The following is a 17,209-nucleotide window of genomic DNA, read 5'->3' as shown; positions in this document are numbered from 1 at the left end:
GTTATGAACTTAAGTTATTTTAGGTATCTCTGAGTTCAATTAGAGATGAATGTATCAGTAGTCGGTGTTTGTATGATTAGAAAGTCTGTATGTTGTTCGTTAGCCACCATGTTAGCTCTTGGTGCAACGTCCATGTTTGCACAAGCCAACAGTACAGCCTCTTCTTCTATTTCTTCTCCGATCAAAGATACCACCCCAAAACCTTTTACCTTTCCCTCCAAAACTCATTTTCTGATGGCCGTTGATCGTCAAATCGTGTCTCGTATTCAGTATCAAGATGTGTCTGAGTTGTTGGGTCTTGAAGATATGAACGTGGCGGATGAGGTGACAGTTTACCGTGGCATGCGCAAAGCCATGTTAAAGCACGCAGCCAAAAAATGGGATGCAGGTATGGCGGAGTATTACGGCCGTCAAGTTGATCGCATGTTGGGTTGGCGTGGACAATATAACGGCTCAGGGGAAGACATTGAGAATCGACTCATGTTGTTTCGCTATGCCCAAGAGTCAAAAGACGCTAGCCAAGTTATGAAGCGCTATGATGAAAAACTGGTGGCTGTGCTACAGGAGCCAGAGCAGCAGGAAGCAGTAGAGCTTGGTAAGTGTGATGATGAGTTGGTTTCTCAGGCAGATTATGGCTTTTATCAACATCTAGGCACTTCGGTTAAGCAAGAAGATCAGGCTATTGATTTAGCGATTTTGTATGAATCTCTTGAGCCTTGTGAGCGTTTCGTTGTCGAGCGTCGACTCGACAGTCATAGCCATCTTTCTGAATCTGTTATTGAACACAGCATCATCGACGTACAATCCACCCCAATTTCTCACGTACTTCTCTCTTATTCCCAAGATCAACGTTGAGTATCCTCTCAGGATCGGTGAAAATACGCGCCAGTTTTGAAAATCCTGATTTGCGCCGATTCGAGCGTAGTGTCTAGTCAATTTAACGAAGAAGATCATTGTCCATGTCCCATTCTGAATTTGTTCAGCAGGTAAACAGCCGCCGAACGTTTGCGATCATATCCCACCCTGATGCTGGTAAGACCACCATCACTGAAAAAGTACTGCTGTTTGGGCGTGCGATTCAGCAAGCGGGTACCGTTAAAGGTCGCGGTTCTAAGCAACACGCAAAGTCAGACTGGATGGACATGGAAAAAGAGCGTGGTATCTCCATCACCACATCTGTGATGCAGTTTCCATACAATGACTGCTTGGTAAACCTGCTGGATACACCTGGGCACGAAGACTTCTCGGAAGATACCTACCGTACATTAACGGCGGTGGACTCTTGTTTGATGGTGATTGACGCAGCAAAAGGTGTCGAGGATCGTACCCGTAAGCTAATGGAAGTCACTCGCCTACGTGACACGCCAATCGTGACCTTCATGAACAAATTGGACCGTGATATTCGTGATCCAATGGAGGTGTTAGACGAGGTGGAGAGTGAGTTGAACATGCTTTGTGCTCCAATCACTTGGCCAATTGGTTGTGGTAAAGCGTTTAAAGGGGTGTATCACATCCACGATGATGAGACGATTCTATACGCCACTGGACAAGGTCATACGATTCAAGAAGTTCGTAAAATTAAAGGTTTAGATAACCCTGAGTTAGACAAAGCGGTCGGTGAAGATTTGGCCGCACAGCTACGAGAAGAGCTTGAGTTGGTGATCGGGGCCTCTAACGAGTTTGATGAAGAGTTGTTCCTTGCGGGCGAGTTAACCCCAGTTTACTTCGGTACAGCATTGGGTAACTTTGGTGTGGACCACATGCTAGACGGCTTGACTCAATGGGCGCCTGCGCCGTTACCTCGTCAAACCAATGATCGTGAAGTGGTGGCAACCGAAGAAAAATTCTCAGGTTTCGTATTTAAGATACAAGCCAACATGGATCCGAAACACCGTGACCGTATTGCCTTCATGCGAGTAGTGTCTGGTACCTATACTCAGGGCATGAAAATGAATCACGTGCGCATTGGTAAGCAGATCAGTATTTCGGATGCGGTGACCTTCATGGCGGGGGACCGTTCTCGTGCTGAAGAAGCCTTCGCAGGGGACATTATTGGCTTGCATAACCACGGTACGATTCAAATCGGTGACACCTTTACTCAAGGTGAGAACTTAAAATTTGCTGGGATTCCAAACTTTGCCCCAGAGTTGTTCCGCCGTATCCGTCTAAAAGATCCGTTGAAGCAAAAGCAGCTTTTAAAAGGCCTAGTGCAATTGTCTGAAGAAGGCGCTGTACAGGTGTTTCGCCCATTCCAGAACAACGACCTAATTGTAGGTGCAGTCGGTGTGCTTCAGTTTGATGTGGTGGTGGCGCGCTTAAAAGCAGAATACAACGTGGAAGCCATTTACGAGAGTATCAACGTGGCCACTGCCCGCTGGGTCGAAGCGGAAGAAGGCAAAAAGTTTGAAGAGTTTAAACGTAAAAACGAAGCAAACTTGGCGCTTGATGGTGGGGATAACCTCACTTACATTGCGCCAACCATGGTGAACTTAAATCTAGCCAAAGAGCGTTACCCAGAAGTTGAGTTCCGTGCTACCCGTGAGCACTGATCAATACTTGACTGAATTACTTGGTTAAGTGGATAATGACCGCAATTATTTTTAGCGTAATAAAGGTGTTTTTCTCATTATGGTTGAGTCTGCGGATCCTATTTCTATGACCTCTGCTGCGGCTGATAAGCTTAAGTCATTGATTGTGGAGGAAGAAAACGAGCGCTTAATGTTGCGTGTCTACGTGACAGGAGGCGGTTGCTCCGGTTTTCAGTATGGTTTCGCCTTTGATGAAGAGTATCAAGAAGACGATACTGAAGTGGTACGTGATGGCGTGAAACTAGTGGTTGATCCCCTAAGTTTTCAGTATTTAGTGGGATCCGAAGTGGATTACTTAGAAAACCTAGAAGGTGCCCGGTTTACTGTCGCCAATCCGAATGCAGCATCCACTTGCGGTTGTGGTGCGAGTTTTAGCATCTAGACGCAATTTTGATTGAAACAGGTTACAGTAGAAACCCTCGTTTATGACGAGGGTTTTTTTATGGCAAAAGGAAGGTAAATGAAAACGCTAGCATGGGCCGGATTAATGGCCGCACTATTGATGTCTAATGCCTATGGCGAAGAAGGGGATTGGCGTATCGCCGCTGGAATTGGCTCCATGTATTTGGATGGCGAAAAACATGGTTACGACGACAGTAAATTAGATGCTTACGCGTTAGATTTGCAAGTTATGTATGTAGTGTCACCTTTGTTAGATATTTCGGCAGGCTATATGCATGGTGTTCGAGGGTTGACGGAGCAAAATGGCGATCCGATTGATGCTTCAATGATGTATCTTGATAGTCATTGGAAGCTTTCTGAGGGCTCTATTCGCCCCTATTTCGTTTTTGGCGTAGGCATGGTGGATGTGTCCAATGAAATAGGTAAGCAGATTCCTAGTGTTCGTGGTGGTTTAGGGGTCATGCATGAGCTAGTCGATAACTTGGATTTGAATTTTTCTTATGTGGCGTCTTCGGCAAGTGTTGAGGACGCAGAAATGGAGAGTATGACCACGATCGGTGTGGCGTACACATTTCGCTAGTGCTAAAAAAGTGCCCTGTGGCATTTAACTCAAATGGGTTGACGGTTAGAATCGTCGCCCATTTTTAAGCATTCAAAACTGGAGGTGACCAATGAAATTTACGTCTCGCGTTTCTATGCTGGCCGTAGCTGCAAGTGTTGTTGTTCCGCTTAGTGTTCAGGCGGAAGATGTGGTGCATTTTTATAATTGGTCGGACTATATCGATGAAGAGACTTTGCCCAGTTTTGAAGCACAAACGGGCAATAAGGTCGTTTACGATGTGTTCGATAGCAACGAAGTGCTAGAGGCGAAGCTGCTGTCAGGTCAATCCGGTTTTGATTTGGTGGTGCCGACGAATGACTTTTTAGGTAAGCAAATCCAAGCGGGGGCTTTTATGGAGCTGGATCGCTCTAAGCTGCCAAACTGGTCAAACTTAGATCCGCAAATTATGTCTTTGCTTGAAAACGTAGACCCAGATAACAAATATGGCGTTCCCTATATGTGGGGCACCACGGGCATTGGCGTTAACGTGGATAAAGTGAAAGAGGTGCTGGGTGACGATGCGCCGATTAATAGCTGGTCTTTAGTGTTTGAAAAAGAGTACCTAGAAAAGCTTCAGTCCTGTGGTGTGGTGTCTTTGGACGCTCCGACTGAAGTGATGAGTTCAGCGATGAACTACCTCGGACTTGATCCAAATAGCACGGCGAAAGCGGATCTTGCTAAAGCCACGGATCTACTTATGTCCGTGCGTCCTTACTATCGTTATTTCCACAGCTCCCGTTACATTAATGACCTAGCGAACGGTGACATATGTGTGGCGATTGGTTGGTCTGGGGACGTTGCCCAAGCAGCGGCTCGTGCGGAGGAAGCTGACAATGGTGTCAACGTGAGTTACACCATCCCGAAAGAGGGAGCCCTGATGTGGTTTGATATGCTTGCCATTCCCCGTGATGCTCGTAATCCCGAAGGTGCTCATGAGCTGATTAACTACCTAATGCGTCCTGAGATCACAGCGAACATTACTAACTATGTCTGGTATGCCAATGCGAACCCTGCGTCCATGTCCATGGTGGATGAGGAAATTGCAACGGACGAAAGTATCTTTCCTCCTGCTGATGTGAAAGCCAAACTTTGGTTGCCTGTTGTGCTGGATCAACGTACTGCTCGTACAGTGACCCGCAGCTGGAACCGTATCAAAACTGGCCAGTAATTCCGGCCCTAGCCTAGGACGAGCGTTTGCGTCCTAGGCTGCTTCCTTTTTATTATCTTAGTGTACCGAACTTAACCTGAAGCAGAGGGTAATTGATGATAGAGCCGAGCCTTTCTCGAGATGTGACCGATGAGAGCTTTCTTCAAATTCAAGGCATTGTAAAAACTTACGATGACGTAGTAGCAGTAAATGATGTGTCTTTGGACATTGCCAAAGGTGATATTTTTGCCTTGCTAGGCGCGTCAGGCTCAGGGAAATCCACTCTTTTGCGTATGTTGGCAGGCTTTGAAGCGCCAAATTCAGGGCAGATTCTATTAGATGGTGAAAACATTGTCCCGCTTGAGCCCTATCGTCGCCCGATCAATATGATGTTCCAATCCTATGCATTGTTTCCTCATATGACCGTAGCTCAGAATATTGCCTATGGTTTGAAGCAGGATCGTATGCCCAAAGCATTAATCGCAGAAAAAGTCGATGAAATGCTTCGCTTAGTGCACATGACAAATTATGCCAAACGTAAGCCTGATCAATTGTCTGGTGGGCAACGCCAGCGTGTGGCGTTAGCTCGAAGCTTGGCAAAATCGCCCAAGTTATTGTTGCTTGATGAGCCAATGGGAGCGTTGGATAAGAAACTGCGCAACCGCATGCAATTGGAAGTGGTGGACATCATTGAGCGAGTGGGTGTGACCTGTGTCATGGTGACCCATGATCAGGAAGAGGCCATGACCATGGCGAACCGAATCGCCATCATGGAAGAAGGACGCATCGTTCAGGCGGGCTCTCCGCGGGATGTTTATGAGGCGCCAAACAGCCTGCAGGCGGCGGAATTCATCGGCAGTATGAACTTGTTCCATGGAGTGATTTCTGTTGATGCCCAGGATCATGCGGTGATTGACGCAGAAGGCGCCTCAACGCAGCTTTATGTGTCCTATGGTGTGACCACGGCCATTGAAGACAAGTCCGTGGTGTTTGCCGTGCGACCTGAGAAAACCTTAATCAGTCGTGAACAACCTCAGTCTCAATATAACTGGTGTAAAGGTGTGGTGCATGATATCGCTTACCTAGGTGGTCATTCTGTGTACCATATTCGCTTGGAGAATGGGCAAATCCTGAATTCATTTATGATCAATTCGGATCGTTTTGCCGACCTGCCTACATGGGAAGATGAAGTGTTCGTGTATTGGTCTGACGACAGCGGATTGGTTTTGCGCCCATGATGAGCTTATTGGATACCTTGAAACGACGTGTGATTTTTGGAAAGCAATGGGTGGTTGCTATTCCGATGGTTTGGTTGGTGCTGTTTTTTGCTCTGCCGTTTGTCATCGTTTTAAAGATTGCCTTTGCGGAAGCGGCTATCGCTATTCCGCCTTATACCGCTTTGGTGAGTCTGGCTGATCAAGCGCTTGATTTGCATGTGTATCTAGGTAATTTCGTCTTTTTGACAGAAGACGATCTCTACATTCATGCCTATCTCAACAGTTTGGAGATGGCGGCCATATCGACCTTTTTGTGTTTATTGATTGGTTATCCTATGGCTTATCATATTGCCCGTGCTAAGCCTGAAAAACAGTCCGTTCTCTTGCTGTTAATTTTATTGCCTTCTTGGACCTCTTTTCTCATTCGTATTTATGCTTGGGTTGGTATCCTGAAGAGTAACGGGGTACTCAATAATATGTTGCTCTGGATAGGTGTCATTGATGAGCCGCTGGCGTTACTGAATACGAATATTGCCGTTTATATAGGCATTGTATATGCCTATTTGCCCTTCATGATATTGCCTTTGTACGCTAATTTGGTGAAACACGATTACAGCTTAATTGAAGCTTCTCAGGATCTGGGGGCGAAGCGTATTACGTCATTCTGGAATATTACTTTTCCTCTCTCTCGTAATGGCATGATTGCTGGCTCTATGTTGGTGTTTATACCTGTTGTAGGGGAGTATGTGATTCCAGAGTTGCTGGGCGGTAGTAATTCTATTGTGATTGGTAAAGTCATGTGGCAAGAGTTCTTTAATAACCGGGACTGGCCGTTAGCGTCTTCTTTGGCATTGATTATGTTGCTCTTGTTGATGATTCCGATTCACTTCTTTAGGCGTTACCAAGAGAAAGAGTGGGAGGCGGGTAAATGATAGCGCGACCTAGTTTTTCTCAAGTTATGTTTTGGTTTGGTATGGCATTTTTGTATCTGCCCATGCTGAGTCTGATAATTTATTCTTTTAATGAATCGCGACTGGTCACCGTTTGGGCAGGGTGGTCGGTGAAGTGGTACGGTGAGTTATTCCAAGATCGTGACTTGATGACGGCTGTTTGGCGCAGTTTGAAGGTGGCCTTTTGGAGTGCTAATGCGGCGGTAGTGCTGGGTGTTTTAGCATCGGTGGCGCTGACACGATTTGGTCGATTTAAGGGACGATCCTTGTTGCATAGCTTGGTGACGGCGCCATTGGTGATGCCGGATGTGATTATTGGTCTGTCTTTGCTCTTGTTGTTTGTGTCCATGTCGGATTTGATTGGCTGGCCACAGAATAGGGGGCTGCTAACCATTTGGATTGCCCATGCGACTTTCTGTACCGCCTATGCAACCGTGGTGATCACGTCTCGATTGAAAGAGCTGGATCGTTCCTATCTTGAGGCGGCCATGGATCTAGGGGCAACGCCATTAAAGGCTTTTATACAAATAACCCTGCCGATTATTATGCCGGCTTTGGTGTCTGCTTGGTTGTTGGCTTTTACGCTTTCATTGGATGATGTGGTGATTGCGAGTTTTGTGTTGGGGCCTGGTTCCACTACGTTGCCGATTGAGGTGTTTAGTTCTGTACGCTTAGGGGTCTCTCCAAAGATCAACGCTTTGGCAACCATCATTATCTTGATCGTTTCCTTGGTGACTCTGTGTGTGTGGTGGCTGTCTCGCCGCAAACTACAGAAAAGTAAGGGGCACGCTTAAATTAGGCGCTGGTATCAATGTCACCTTCATGATGAATGGTGGGTGACTGATGCTCTGACGCGGTGCTCCCTGTGCCGTAATTGCCAATGTATACATATCCAAAATTTGGATCAGCAATGAGCAATGGCAGAGCGTCTCGTTCTTTTTCGTACCAAATTTGCAATCCGGGTACCGATATGGTGTAAGTCGCTCGAGTGCTGACATTATTGTAAAGGCTTGAAAGAGGCTGCTGCTCGCCATCTTGATCCATTTCAAACGTCCAGTGTTCTGGCAGGCTTTGCAACTGTTCAATGCTGTAGGGGGTTGTAAGCTGCTGGTTTGGTGGGATGCCTTGTAACCTCTGTATGGCTGAAGTGTTGAGATGCTGGATTCGAAATAGCAGCATCAGCTTTCGTTGTTGATTGCTTTTGCCCAATAGAGTGAACTCAAAACGTTTTTCAATGCCTTTCTTTTGTTGAGCCTTTAGATGCTCTGTGTAATCGGTTGGAGAATCTTGTGCTTGCTCGAGAGGTGGTGTCTGTAGCGGTAATTCCCAGTCTTCTTGGTTGGCGGCAAGCTGAGAAAGTGCCGTGACATCCAGTTTCTGGTTCTCAAACTGCTCTAATAAAGTTTCCAAAATGTTAGCGATGATGCTATCCACAGGGGTGAGTTCAAACGCTGCGTCTGCGGTAAGGGTGATGTGTTGAACATAGGTTGCGGCTTCGCTTAGGGTCAAACTGTCATTAGAACTCACAGTACGGCGTCGACGTTGAAACACCGTATCATCCCTTTCAGGAAGTTGTCGTAAGCGATTTACCGTATCGATGAAGATCATATCAGCATCCAAAGCAGTGGTTATTTAAAGCTTATCGGCTGAAAAAGAGAAGAGTTGAGGCTGACAAGTGTCAGCCTCAGGGAATCTTAGCGAAGCAAGTTAGAAAGCTTTGGGTTTGGCTCAATCGCTGCGCGGTATAAAAGTGCTACTTTACCGATGGTTTGTACCACTTCACACTTCAAAATTTTGCTGGTTTCTTCTACGTGAGCATAACGTGCTTCACGGTCAGCGATGCTATAACGCACCTTGATCAATTCGTGGTCTTCCAGGGCGCGGTCGATTTCGGTCAAGACGGATTCTGTTAAACCGTTACCTGCAATCGTTACTACTGGATTAAGTGAATGCCCAATGAGGCGATATTGCTTTTTTTGAACGTTCGTCAAACTCATAATTAAAATTTCTCATCTTAGTTGACCCTCTTTATTGGAGGCTTCAGAGGTTAGGCGATATTATAGCGGAATATTGGTCTGATTAGGTATGATTGCAAGGCTCCTGAAGGCAAAAAGTCAGGTTGGCGGAATACGGGGAACGTTTCCGGCAGGGCTTTGTCCATAAACGTGCTGAGGTGTCTTCTGATATAGTAAAGTGCGTCCCTTGATTCGACCTTGGTCACGAAAATATACGTATCAGGGTTGGAACTATGGGAGTGAATCTTGTAATTTGGAATATGACCCCAATATGTAAGCTCATGTATGGGAAAAGTTTTCTCGGACATGGTAAATAATCGGTGGTAATGCTTATCGCTCACGATCAATGTGAATGCTAAGCTTATAAAGCGATACGGGACCAATTTGGTTCGGCTGTGCCCCTAACAACCGATGCTTTCGTTGACTCGAAATGTATCCAACTAGGACGACAATTAAGGGTTGTTTGCAGAAGTGGCGAAAACGCTTCGTTTGATGACCATTAAGAGGTGTACTCTTGAACGATATGCTAAAAAATATTTTATTGTGGTTGGTAATTGCCGCAGTGTTACTGACGGTGTTTAACAACTTTAATACCTCTACTGAGACAAATAGAATCTCGTACTCCGAATTCGTGCAAGAAGTGCATGATGGACGTATTGCCCGAGTGGTAATCGACGGATATACGATCAGCGGCTCTCGTACGGGCGGAGACAGCTTTGAAACTGTTCGTCCTGCAGCACAGGATCCAAAAATTATGGATGACCTGTTGAGCAACAATGTAGTTGTGGAAGGTCGTATGCCTGAGCAACAAAGCATTTGGACTCAGTTGTTGGTTGCCAGCTTCCCGATCCTCTTAATTCTCGCCATCTTTATGTTCTTTATGCGCCAAATGCAAGGCGGTGGTAGTGGCAAGGGCGGCCCAATGTCGTTCGGTAAGTCGAAAGCGCGCTTGTTGCCTGAAGATCAGATTAAAACCACATTCGCCGATGTGGCGGGTTGTGATGAAGCCAAAGAAGACGTGGAAGAGCTAGTGGACTTCCTGCGTGAACCAGGAAAATTCCAACGCCTAGGTGGTAAGATTCCACGTGGTATCTTGATGTGTGGTCCTCCAGGTACAGGTAAGACCTTACTTGCGAAGGCCATTGCAGGTGAAGCTAAAGTACCTTTCTTCACTATTTCTGGTTCTGACTTTGTTGAAATGTTTGTGGGTGTGGGTGCGTCCCGTGTTCGAGATATGTTCGAACAAGCGAAGAAACATGCGCCTTGCATCATCTTTATCGACGAGATTGATGCGGTAGGTCGTAACCGTGGCTCTGGTATGGGCGGTGGTAACGATGAGCGCGAACAAACCCTTAACCAATTGTTGGTTGAGATGGATGGTTTTGAAGGTAATGAAGGTATCATCGTGATCGCCGCTACCAACCGTCCAGATGTATTGGACCCAGCGTTATTGCGTCCTGGCCGTTTTGACCGTCAGGTAACAGTGGGTCTGCCAGATATCCGTGGTCGTGAACAGATTCTTAAGGTACACCTTCGTAAAGTACCTGTAGATGATGATGTGGTGCCTAAAAACATTGCCCGTGGTACACCAGGTTTCTCTGGTGCTGATTTGGCCAACTTGGTGAACGAAGCAGCATTGTTTGCGGCCCGTTCTAACCGCCGCTTGGTTAACATGGAGCTATTGGAGCTTGCAAAAGACAAAATCCTAATGGGTGCTGAACGTAAGTCCATGGTGATGAAGGAAGAAGAGAAACTGAATACGGCGTACCACGAAGCAGGTCACGCGATTGTCGGTTACTTGATGCCTGAGCATGATCCAGTTTACAAGGTGACTATTATTCCTCGTGGGCGCGCCTTGGGTGTCACCATGTATCTTCCAGAAGAAGATAAGTACAGCTTAAGTAAGCGCGGTCTAGAGTCTCAGATCTGTAGTTTGTACGGTGGTCGTATTGCCGAGGAATTGATCCATGGCTTTGACGGGGTCTCCACAGGGGCATCAAATGATATAGAGCGTGCGTCTAGTTTGGCTCGTAACATGGTGACCAAATGGGGTCTTTCTGAAGAGTTGGGTGCTTTTGCCTACGAAGAAGACGATCAGCAGAGCATGACGGGTAGTAAGAATAACTACTTCTCTGCAGAGACTGGCAAAGTATTGGATAAAGAAGTTAAAGATATCATTGATCGTTGTTACCAGAAAGCGACTGATATCCTTGTCGAGCACCGCTCGAAGCTTGATATGATGGCAGACGCTTTGATGGTGTACGAAACAATCGATGCCGATCAAATCAAAGAAATTATGGAAGGTAAAAAGCCTAGCCCTCCAGCAGGTTGGACTGATCCATCTGGTGGTAATGGACCAGGCAGCTCTGAGCCAGAAGTAGCTCCTGAGCAGGCTGATACAGCGGAAGCACCAAAAGATGCGTCTACTGACCAAATGACAGGTCAAACAGGCCAAGCTTCCGTTTCTCAAAAAACCTCTGGCGAAGCGTAAGCTTCGCCAGACACCTCATCAAACGCTATTTGGACACATAATGTCTGTGATGAAATTTGGCGATAAGTCTCTCGACTTATCGCTTCCTCACGTTATGGGGATACTCAATGTCACCCCTGATTCCTTTTCTGACGGTGGTCAGCACAACTCTTTAGAGGCTGCGTTACGACAAGCTGAAAAGATGCTTGAAGATGGCGCTAGCTTTATTGATATCGGTGGTGAGTCGACCCGCCCTGGCGCAGCAGAAGTCAGTGAGCAAGAAGAGCTAGATCGTGTATTGCCTGCTGTGGAAGCTATTGCTCAGCGCTTCGATACGATTATCTCAGTCGATACGAGTACACCTTCCGTTATGCTGGAGTCGGCAAAGTTGGGGGCTGGGTTGATCAATGATGTTCGTGCTTTAGAACGTGATGGCGCAGTGGCTGCGGCCGCGCAAACAGGTCTGCCTGTTTGTTTGATGCACATGCGCGGAACGCCCAAAGACATGCAGCAGTCACCCTCCTACGACGCGTTAATTGAGGATGTGGAGCAGTATCTCCTAGAGCGTGTTGCTATTGCGGAAGCGGCGGGGATTCAGCGGGAACAAATTCTGCTAGATCCAGGGATCGGCTTCGGTAAAAGTTTGGTCCATAATGCCACATTACTGAATTACACTCAGAGATTTGTGGACTTGGGGTTTGAAGTGCTGATAGGAGTGTCCCGTAAAACTATGATCGGTGACATTTTGGGTGTGCCGGTTGATCAGCGTTTGTATGGCACAATGGGGGCAAATGCTTCAACCTATCTTAAAGGTGCGCGAATTTTTCGTGTTCACGATGTGAAGCCCCATGTAGACATGTTGAAAGTGATGCATCAAATAGAAGAGAGTCGAAATGCGTAAATATTTTGGGACAGATGGAATTCGTGGTGAAGTAGGGAAGGCGCCGATCACACCAGAATTTATGTTGAAACTTGGTTGGGCCGCTGGGCAAGTGTTCAAAGAACACGATAAAAAGATCTTGATTGGCAAGGATACGCGCATTTCTGGCTACATGTTTGAATCTGCCCTTGAATCAGGCATCGTGGCGGCTGGGGCGGATGTGCGCTTGGTGGGGCCAATGCCTACGCCAGCCATTGCCTACTTAACGAGAACATTTCGTGCCAGTGCGGGCATTGTGATCAGTGCTTCCCATAACCCTTATACGGATAACGGCATCAAATTCTTTTCAGCCCAAGGTGGCAAAATATCGGATGAAATAGAGGAACGAATCGAATACTTCCTTGATCAACCAATGGAAGTGGTGAAATCCGAATTAATTGGTCGTGCTAAACGTATCGATGATGCGGCCGGTCGTTACATTGAATACTGTAAGGGTACTTTTCCGATTGGCCTGCAGCTGTCTGGACTCAAAATCGTAGTTGATTGTGCCGATGGGGCTACTTACCACGTGGCGCCGCGAGTCTTCTCAGAGCTTGGTGCAGACGTGGTGGCTGTTGGGGTGAACCCAGATGGCCTGAATATTAATGAAGTTAGTGGTGCGACTAAGCCAGAACTACTTCGTAAAAATGTTTTGGCAGAAGGTGCGGATCTCGGCATTGCTTTGGATGGTGATGGAGATCGTTTGATCCTCGTGGATGCCAAAGGTGTCGTCCGAGATGGGGATGATGTGTTGTATATCATTGCCAACCACCTAATGAATACCGGCCGCTTCAATGGCGGTGTTGTTGGTACTTTGATGAGTAACTTCGGCCTTGAATTGGCGTTTTCAGAAACGGGTATTGGTTTTAGCCGTGCAAAAGTGGGCGATCGTTATGTAAATGAGAAGTTGCTTCAGCATGGTTGGGTGTTGGGTGGCGAACCATCTGGACATATTGTCTGCCGAGATATCACCACAACAGGGGATGGCATCATTGCTGCGCTGCAAGTATTGCGCGCCATGGTGGAAGAAGAAAAGACACTGGAAGAGCTGTTAGAAGGCTTGGTTAAATTTCCTCAGCGCCTGAAAAACGTACGGGTGGCCGAGCGTTTTGCCCCTGCGGAAGAGCCTTCCCTACAAAAAGCCATTGCCCATGCCAATGAGCGTTTGAACGGTTTAGGGCGCGTATTGCTGCGTGCATCGGGTACTGAGCCATTAATACGTGTCATGGTAGAGGGGCGTGACCAAGTCATGGTGGATGAGTTGGTTGATATTCTCACGGAAGAAGTGCAAGCGGTAGCAAATCGCAAAGCTCAGTCAATTGGCTGATTTCTAAACCTAAATTCTTAAATAGCGCTTGATATGCTAAGGGCAATTGCCTAGAATGAGCGCCTCGAAATCAAGGGTATCAATATGACACGTCGTAAGATTGTTGCTGGTAACTGGAAGATGAATGGCTCGTTAGGGTCGGTTGTTGAACTAGTGAAGGGCATTAAGTCAGATGACGCCGTTGATGTCGTAGTCGCTCCTTCGTTTGTTTACCTAGCTAAGGTAAGTGAATTAGTGCCTCAAGCTGGTATTAAGCTGGCGGCGCAAAATGTGTCCGAGCAAAACAAGGGTGCATTTACGGGTGAAGTAAGTTTGTCCATGCTGAATGACTTTGCGGTCTCTCACGTGATTTTAGGACATTCAGAGCGACGTGCTTTGTATGCTGAAACGGATGCGATGATTGCGCAGAAGGTTGAAGCAACACTGGCAGCAGGTCTAACCCCAATTCTATGTGTGGGGGAAACCCTCGAGCAGCGCGAAGATGGCACAACCCTAGCGGTTTGTAATGGCCAAATTGATGCGGTATTGCAGGTTGTTGGAACAGAGCGTTTTGCTGATGTAGTCGTAGCTTATGAGCCAGTTTGGGCTATAGGCACAGGTAAATCTGCTACATCTGAGCAAGCACAAGAAGTGCATAAAGGTATTCGAAATCACATTGCTCAGTCTTCTGAGACGGTTGCTGAAAAAGTAGCCATCCTATACGGCGGCAGTGTGAAGGCATCTAACAGCGCAGAGTTGTTTGCTCAGCCTGACATTGATGGCGCTCTTATTGGTGGCGCGTCTTTGGATGCACAAGAATTTAATTCGATCATAGAAAACGCGAAGTAGATTAATGGAAACTTTAGTTTTAGTTGTTCATGTATTAGCCGCCGTAGCTATTATCGGGTTGGTGCTAATACAGCAGGGTAAAGGTGCTGATGCCGGCGCATCATTTGGTGGTGGCGCATCACAGACAGTATTTGGTAGCCAAGGTGGCAGTAGCTTCTTTGGTCGTATGACCGCAGTATTTGCGTTGGTTTTCTTCCTAACTAGCTTTGGTTTGGCGTTCTTTGCGAGCGAGCAAGCTAAAAATGTTAGTGGCGGTTTGGATTTTGTTCCAAGCGCTCCTCAAGTAGAAGAAAACGTTGATATGCCTAACCTAGATTCAGGTGAAGCAGAATCAACTCAAAACAACGATATTCCTACAGTAGAGTAATCAGAATCTACTGAGAAAGAATTGCCGATGTGGTGGAATTGGTAGACACGCTATCTTGAGGGGGTAGTGGCCTACGGCTGTGCCGGTTCGAGTCCGGCCATCGGCACCATTCTTGAGAGTCCTGCTATGATGTAGTAGAATAAGCTCTCGTTGACGCGGGGTGGAGCAGTCTGGTAGCTCGTCGGGCTCATAACCCGAAGGTCGTCGGTTCGAATCCGGCCTCCGCAACCAACCTAGTTTCTTTCGAGAAACTGAGGTCTGAAAAGATCTTGAAGTTTGGATGGCCCCTATATGGGGTTTTTTGTTATCTGAACTTTTGTTAAATGGGCCTAGAGCCCGTTTTTTGTTTCTAGGGTTTTTATTCGGAGAAGTTATTTGTCTACTAAGTTTACACAGCTTGAAGAGCTAATCAGACCAGTAGTCGAGGGTTTGGGGTTTGAGTTTTGGGGCCTAGAATACCTGTCTCAGGGAAAAGATTCGGTTCTTCGTGTTTTCATTGAAACGGACTCCGAAAAAGGCATTGATGTCGAGGATTGTGCGTCAGTGAGTCGCCAAGTAAGCGCCATTCTTGATGTCGAAGACCCCATTACAGGCGAATACAGCTTGGAAGTGTCATCCCCAGGTTTGGATCGCCCTCTATTTGACCTTAACCAATACCAGCGTTTTGTTGGATCGGTTGTGTCGTTACGGTTGCGCGTACCCTTTGATGGTCGCCGTAAATTCAAGGGTCAGCTCAGTGGTATTGAAGGTGATGAAGTGGTTCTTCTCGTGGACAACGAGGAATACTTATTGCCAATTGAGTTGATCGAAAAAGCAAACATCGTTCCTCAGTTTTAATTTATTTAACCTTTAAGAGAGGCTAAAAGGATGAGCAAAGAAATTCTTTTGGTAGTAGAAGCAGTTTCAAACGAAAAAGATGTGCCTAAACAGGTGATTTTTGAAGCTGTAGAGACTGCATTAGCAAGTGCCGCAAAGCGTCGTTTTGAAGGCGATGTAAAAGTACGCGTATCCATCGATCAACGTACAGGTGAATACAAAACTTACCGTCAATGGGACATCGTTGCAGACGAAGATTACTCTGCACCAGATTCTGAATTGACAACTGATGACATGGAAGAGATGGGGCAAGCACTGGGTGCTGGCGAAATCTACGAAGAAGAAATTGAATCAGAAGAGTTCGGCCGTATTGCTGCGCAAACAGCGAAACAAGTGATCGTACAAAAAGTACGTGAAGCTGAGCGTGCGAAAATGGTGGCTCGTTACAGCGAGAAAGTTGGCAAACTCGTTCATGGTCAAGTTAAGAAAGTGACCCGTGACAGTTTGATTATCGATCTAGGGGAAAATGCAGAAGCGTCTCTACCAAAAGATCAGCTGATTAATCGCGAAACTTTCCGTATGAACGATCGTGTCCGTGCTTTGTTGCAAGAGATTCGCGAAGATTCTCGTGGCTCACAATTGGTTCTTTCTCGTACGTCTCCTGAGTTTATGGTGGAGCTTTTCCGCCTTGAAGTGCCTGAGATTTCAGAAGAAGTGATTGATATTCGTGGTGCCTCACGTGATCCAGGTCTACGTGCGAAAATCGCTGTGAAAACCAGTGACCGCCGTATAGACCCAATCGGTGCTTGTGTGGGTATGCGTGGCGCACGTGTACAAGCGGTATCGAATGAAATGAATGGTGAACGTGTTGATATCGTGCTTTGGGATGATAACCCAGCACAACTTGTTATTAATGCTATGGCGCCAGCTGAAGTTGACTCAATCGTTATTGACGAAGATGCGCACTCTATGGACGTGGCTGTGAAAAGCGACAACCTAGCGCAAGCGATTGGTCGTAATGGTCAAAACGTACGCCTAGCGTCAGCCCTAACTGGTTGGACGCTTAATGTTATGACCAGCGAAGATGCTCAAGAGAAACAGCAAGAAGAATCTCAAAAATTGATCGACTTGTTTGTGACAGCCTTGGACATCGATGAAGACCTAGCGATTATGCTGGTCGAAGAAGGCTTTGCAACGCTTGAGGAAGTTGCATACGTACCTATGGAAGAAATGTTGGACATCGACGGATTTGATGAAGATTTGGTAAACGAGCTACGTACTCGTGCTAAGGAAGCGCTACTAAACCAAGCGCTACAGGCAGAAGAGCAATTAGACGGTGCGAAACCTGCTCAAGACCTTCTTGAGATGGAAGGTATGGATAATCACCTAGCTCTTGTATTGGCGTCGAAAGGCGTTATTACCATGGAAGATTTGGCTGAACAGTCAGTTGACGAGTTACTCGAAATTGAAGGTATGAATGAAGAACGCGCAGCAGCATTAATTTTAACCGCGCGCGCGCCTTGGTTTGCTGAATCTGAATAAAATCTGAGTAAAAAGGGGGA

At 46.7% G+C, this 17,209-nt stretch carries 17 protein-coding genes and 2 tRNA genes; 17 read left to right on the top strand and 2 right to left on the bottom strand.

The annotated features are described in order from the left end of the window. Nucleotides 1-72: 72 nt before the first annotated feature. The 8 genes from ACZ5DR_RS01790 (at nucleotide 73) to ACZ5DR_RS01755 (ending at nucleotide 7,699) form a co-directional block, all read left to right on the top strand. Nucleotides 73-855 carry a hypothetical protein gene (locus ACZ5DR_RS01790; protein WP_377364467.1) on the top strand — a complete coding sequence of 261 codons (783 nt, stop codon included), beginning with the start codon at nucleotides 73-75 and terminating at the stop codon, nucleotides 853-855. Nucleotides 856-959: 104 nt separating this feature from the next. Continuing rightward, nucleotides 960-2,549: a peptide chain release factor 3 gene (gene prfC, locus ACZ5DR_RS01785; RefSeq protein ID WP_377364469.1), complete on the top strand. Its 1,590-nt coding sequence runs from the start codon at nucleotides 960-962 to the stop codon at nucleotides 2,547-2,549. A gap of 79 nt (nucleotides 2,550-2,628) precedes the next feature. Beyond that, a complete protein-coding gene (gene erpA / locus ACZ5DR_RS01780; RefSeq protein WP_452600438.1) occupies nucleotides 2,629-2,970 on the top strand; it encodes an iron-sulfur cluster insertion protein ErpA in 342 nt (113 codons plus the stop codon). A 78-nt stretch (nucleotides 2,971-3,048) separates the two neighbouring features. Beyond that, the gene (locus ACZ5DR_RS01775) at nucleotides 3,049-3,570 is read left to right on the top strand and encodes an outer membrane beta-barrel protein (RefSeq protein ID WP_377364471.1); all 522 of its coding nucleotides are present in this window, start codon (nucleotides 3,049-3,051) and stop codon (nucleotides 3,568-3,570) included. A 91-nt stretch (nucleotides 3,571-3,661) separates the two neighbouring features. Beyond that, on the top strand, nucleotides 3,662-4,759 hold the full coding sequence (locus ACZ5DR_RS01770) for a polyamine ABC transporter substrate-binding protein (protein WP_377364473.1): 1,098 nt from the start codon (nucleotides 3,662-3,664) through the stop codon (nucleotides 4,757-4,759). 95 nt (nucleotides 4,760-4,854) lie between these two features. Beyond that, complete coding sequence (potA, locus tag ACZ5DR_RS01765; RefSeq protein WP_377364475.1) at nucleotides 4,855-5,976, top strand: polyamine ABC transporter ATP-binding protein; 1,122 nt, start codon at nucleotides 4,855-4,857, stop codon at nucleotides 5,974-5,976. Further along, on the top strand, nucleotides 5,973-6,887 hold the full coding sequence (locus ACZ5DR_RS01760) for an ABC transporter permease subunit (RefSeq protein ID WP_464543846.1): 915 nt from the start codon (nucleotides 5,973-5,975) through the stop codon (nucleotides 6,885-6,887). Before potA ends, ACZ5DR_RS01760 begins: the two co-directional genes overlap by 4 nt. Further along, nucleotides 6,884-7,699: an ABC transporter permease subunit gene (locus ACZ5DR_RS01755; RefSeq protein WP_377364477.1), complete on the top strand. Its 816-nt coding sequence runs from the start codon at nucleotides 6,884-6,886 to the stop codon at nucleotides 7,697-7,699. Before ACZ5DR_RS01760 ends, ACZ5DR_RS01755 begins: the two co-directional genes overlap by 4 nt. A 1-nt stretch (nucleotide 7,700) precedes the next feature. Here ACZ5DR_RS01755 and ACZ5DR_RS01750 read toward each other — a convergent pair whose 3' ends face one another. Beyond that, on the bottom strand, nucleotides 7,701-8,513 hold the full coding sequence (locus ACZ5DR_RS01750; RefSeq protein WP_377364479.1) for a hypothetical protein: 813 nt from the start codon (nucleotides 8,511-8,513) through the stop codon (nucleotides 7,701-7,703). A gap of 86 nt (nucleotides 8,514-8,599) precedes the next feature. Continuing rightward, a complete protein-coding gene (locus ACZ5DR_RS01745) occupies nucleotides 8,600-8,902 on the bottom strand; it encodes a YhbY family RNA-binding protein (protein ID WP_377364481.1) in 303 nt (100 codons plus the stop codon). A gap of 532 nt (nucleotides 8,903-9,434) precedes the next feature. Between ACZ5DR_RS01745 and ftsH the strand changes: the two genes are divergently transcribed. The 9 genes from ftsH to nusA all read left to right on the top strand — a co-directional run bounded on the left by ftsH (nucleotide 9,435) and on the right by nusA (nucleotide 17,189). Then, on the top strand, nucleotides 9,435-11,411 hold the full coding sequence (ftsH, locus tag ACZ5DR_RS01740; protein ID WP_377364483.1) for an ATP-dependent zinc metalloprotease FtsH: 1,977 nt from the start codon (nucleotides 9,435-9,437) through the stop codon (nucleotides 11,409-11,411). 40 nt (nucleotides 11,412-11,451) lie between these two features. Further along, on the top strand, nucleotides 11,452-12,291 hold the full coding sequence (gene folP, locus ACZ5DR_RS01735) for a dihydropteroate synthase (RefSeq protein ID WP_377364485.1): 840 nt from the start codon (nucleotides 11,452-11,454) through the stop codon (nucleotides 12,289-12,291). Next, nucleotides 12,284-13,636, top strand: coding sequence for a phosphoglucosamine mutase (gene glmM / locus ACZ5DR_RS01730; RefSeq protein ID WP_377364487.1), 1,353 nt, complete (start codon nucleotides 12,284-12,286; stop codon nucleotides 13,634-13,636). The genes folP and glmM overlap by 8 nt, the downstream gene beginning before the upstream one ends. An 84-nt stretch (nucleotides 13,637-13,720) precedes the next feature. Next, nucleotides 13,721-14,464 (top strand): triose-phosphate isomerase, encoded by a 744-nt coding sequence (gene tpiA, locus ACZ5DR_RS01725; protein ID WP_377364489.1) that lies wholly within the window; start codon nucleotides 13,721-13,723, stop codon nucleotides 14,462-14,464. A gap of 4 nt (nucleotides 14,465-14,468) precedes the next feature. Then, a complete protein-coding gene (gene secG / locus ACZ5DR_RS01720) occupies nucleotides 14,469-14,831 on the top strand; it encodes a preprotein translocase subunit SecG (RefSeq protein ID WP_377364491.1) in 363 nt (120 codons plus the stop codon). A gap of 23 nt (nucleotides 14,832-14,854) precedes the next feature. Beyond that, nucleotides 14,855-14,940, top strand: a tRNA-Leu gene (locus ACZ5DR_RS01715). A gap of 45 nt (nucleotides 14,941-14,985) precedes the next feature. Next, nucleotides 14,986-15,062 (top strand) — tRNA-Met (locus ACZ5DR_RS01710). Between the two features lie 144 nt (nucleotides 15,063-15,206). After that, entirely contained in the window at nucleotides 15,207-15,668 is a 462-nt protein-coding gene (gene rimP / locus ACZ5DR_RS01705; RefSeq protein WP_377364493.1) for a ribosome maturation factor RimP, read from the top strand. A 30-nt stretch (nucleotides 15,669-15,698) separates the two neighbouring features. Further along, nucleotides 15,699-17,189: a transcription termination factor NusA gene (gene nusA, locus ACZ5DR_RS01700; RefSeq protein ID WP_377364495.1), complete on the top strand. Its 1,491-nt coding sequence runs from the start codon at nucleotides 15,699-15,701 to the stop codon at nucleotides 17,187-17,189. The last annotated feature ends 20 nt before the right edge of the window (nucleotides 17,190-17,209 follow it).

The sequence above is a fragment of the Marinomonas vaga genome, from assembly GCF_055388305.1.
This window is presented reverse-complemented; position numbering and strand designations above follow the sequence as displayed.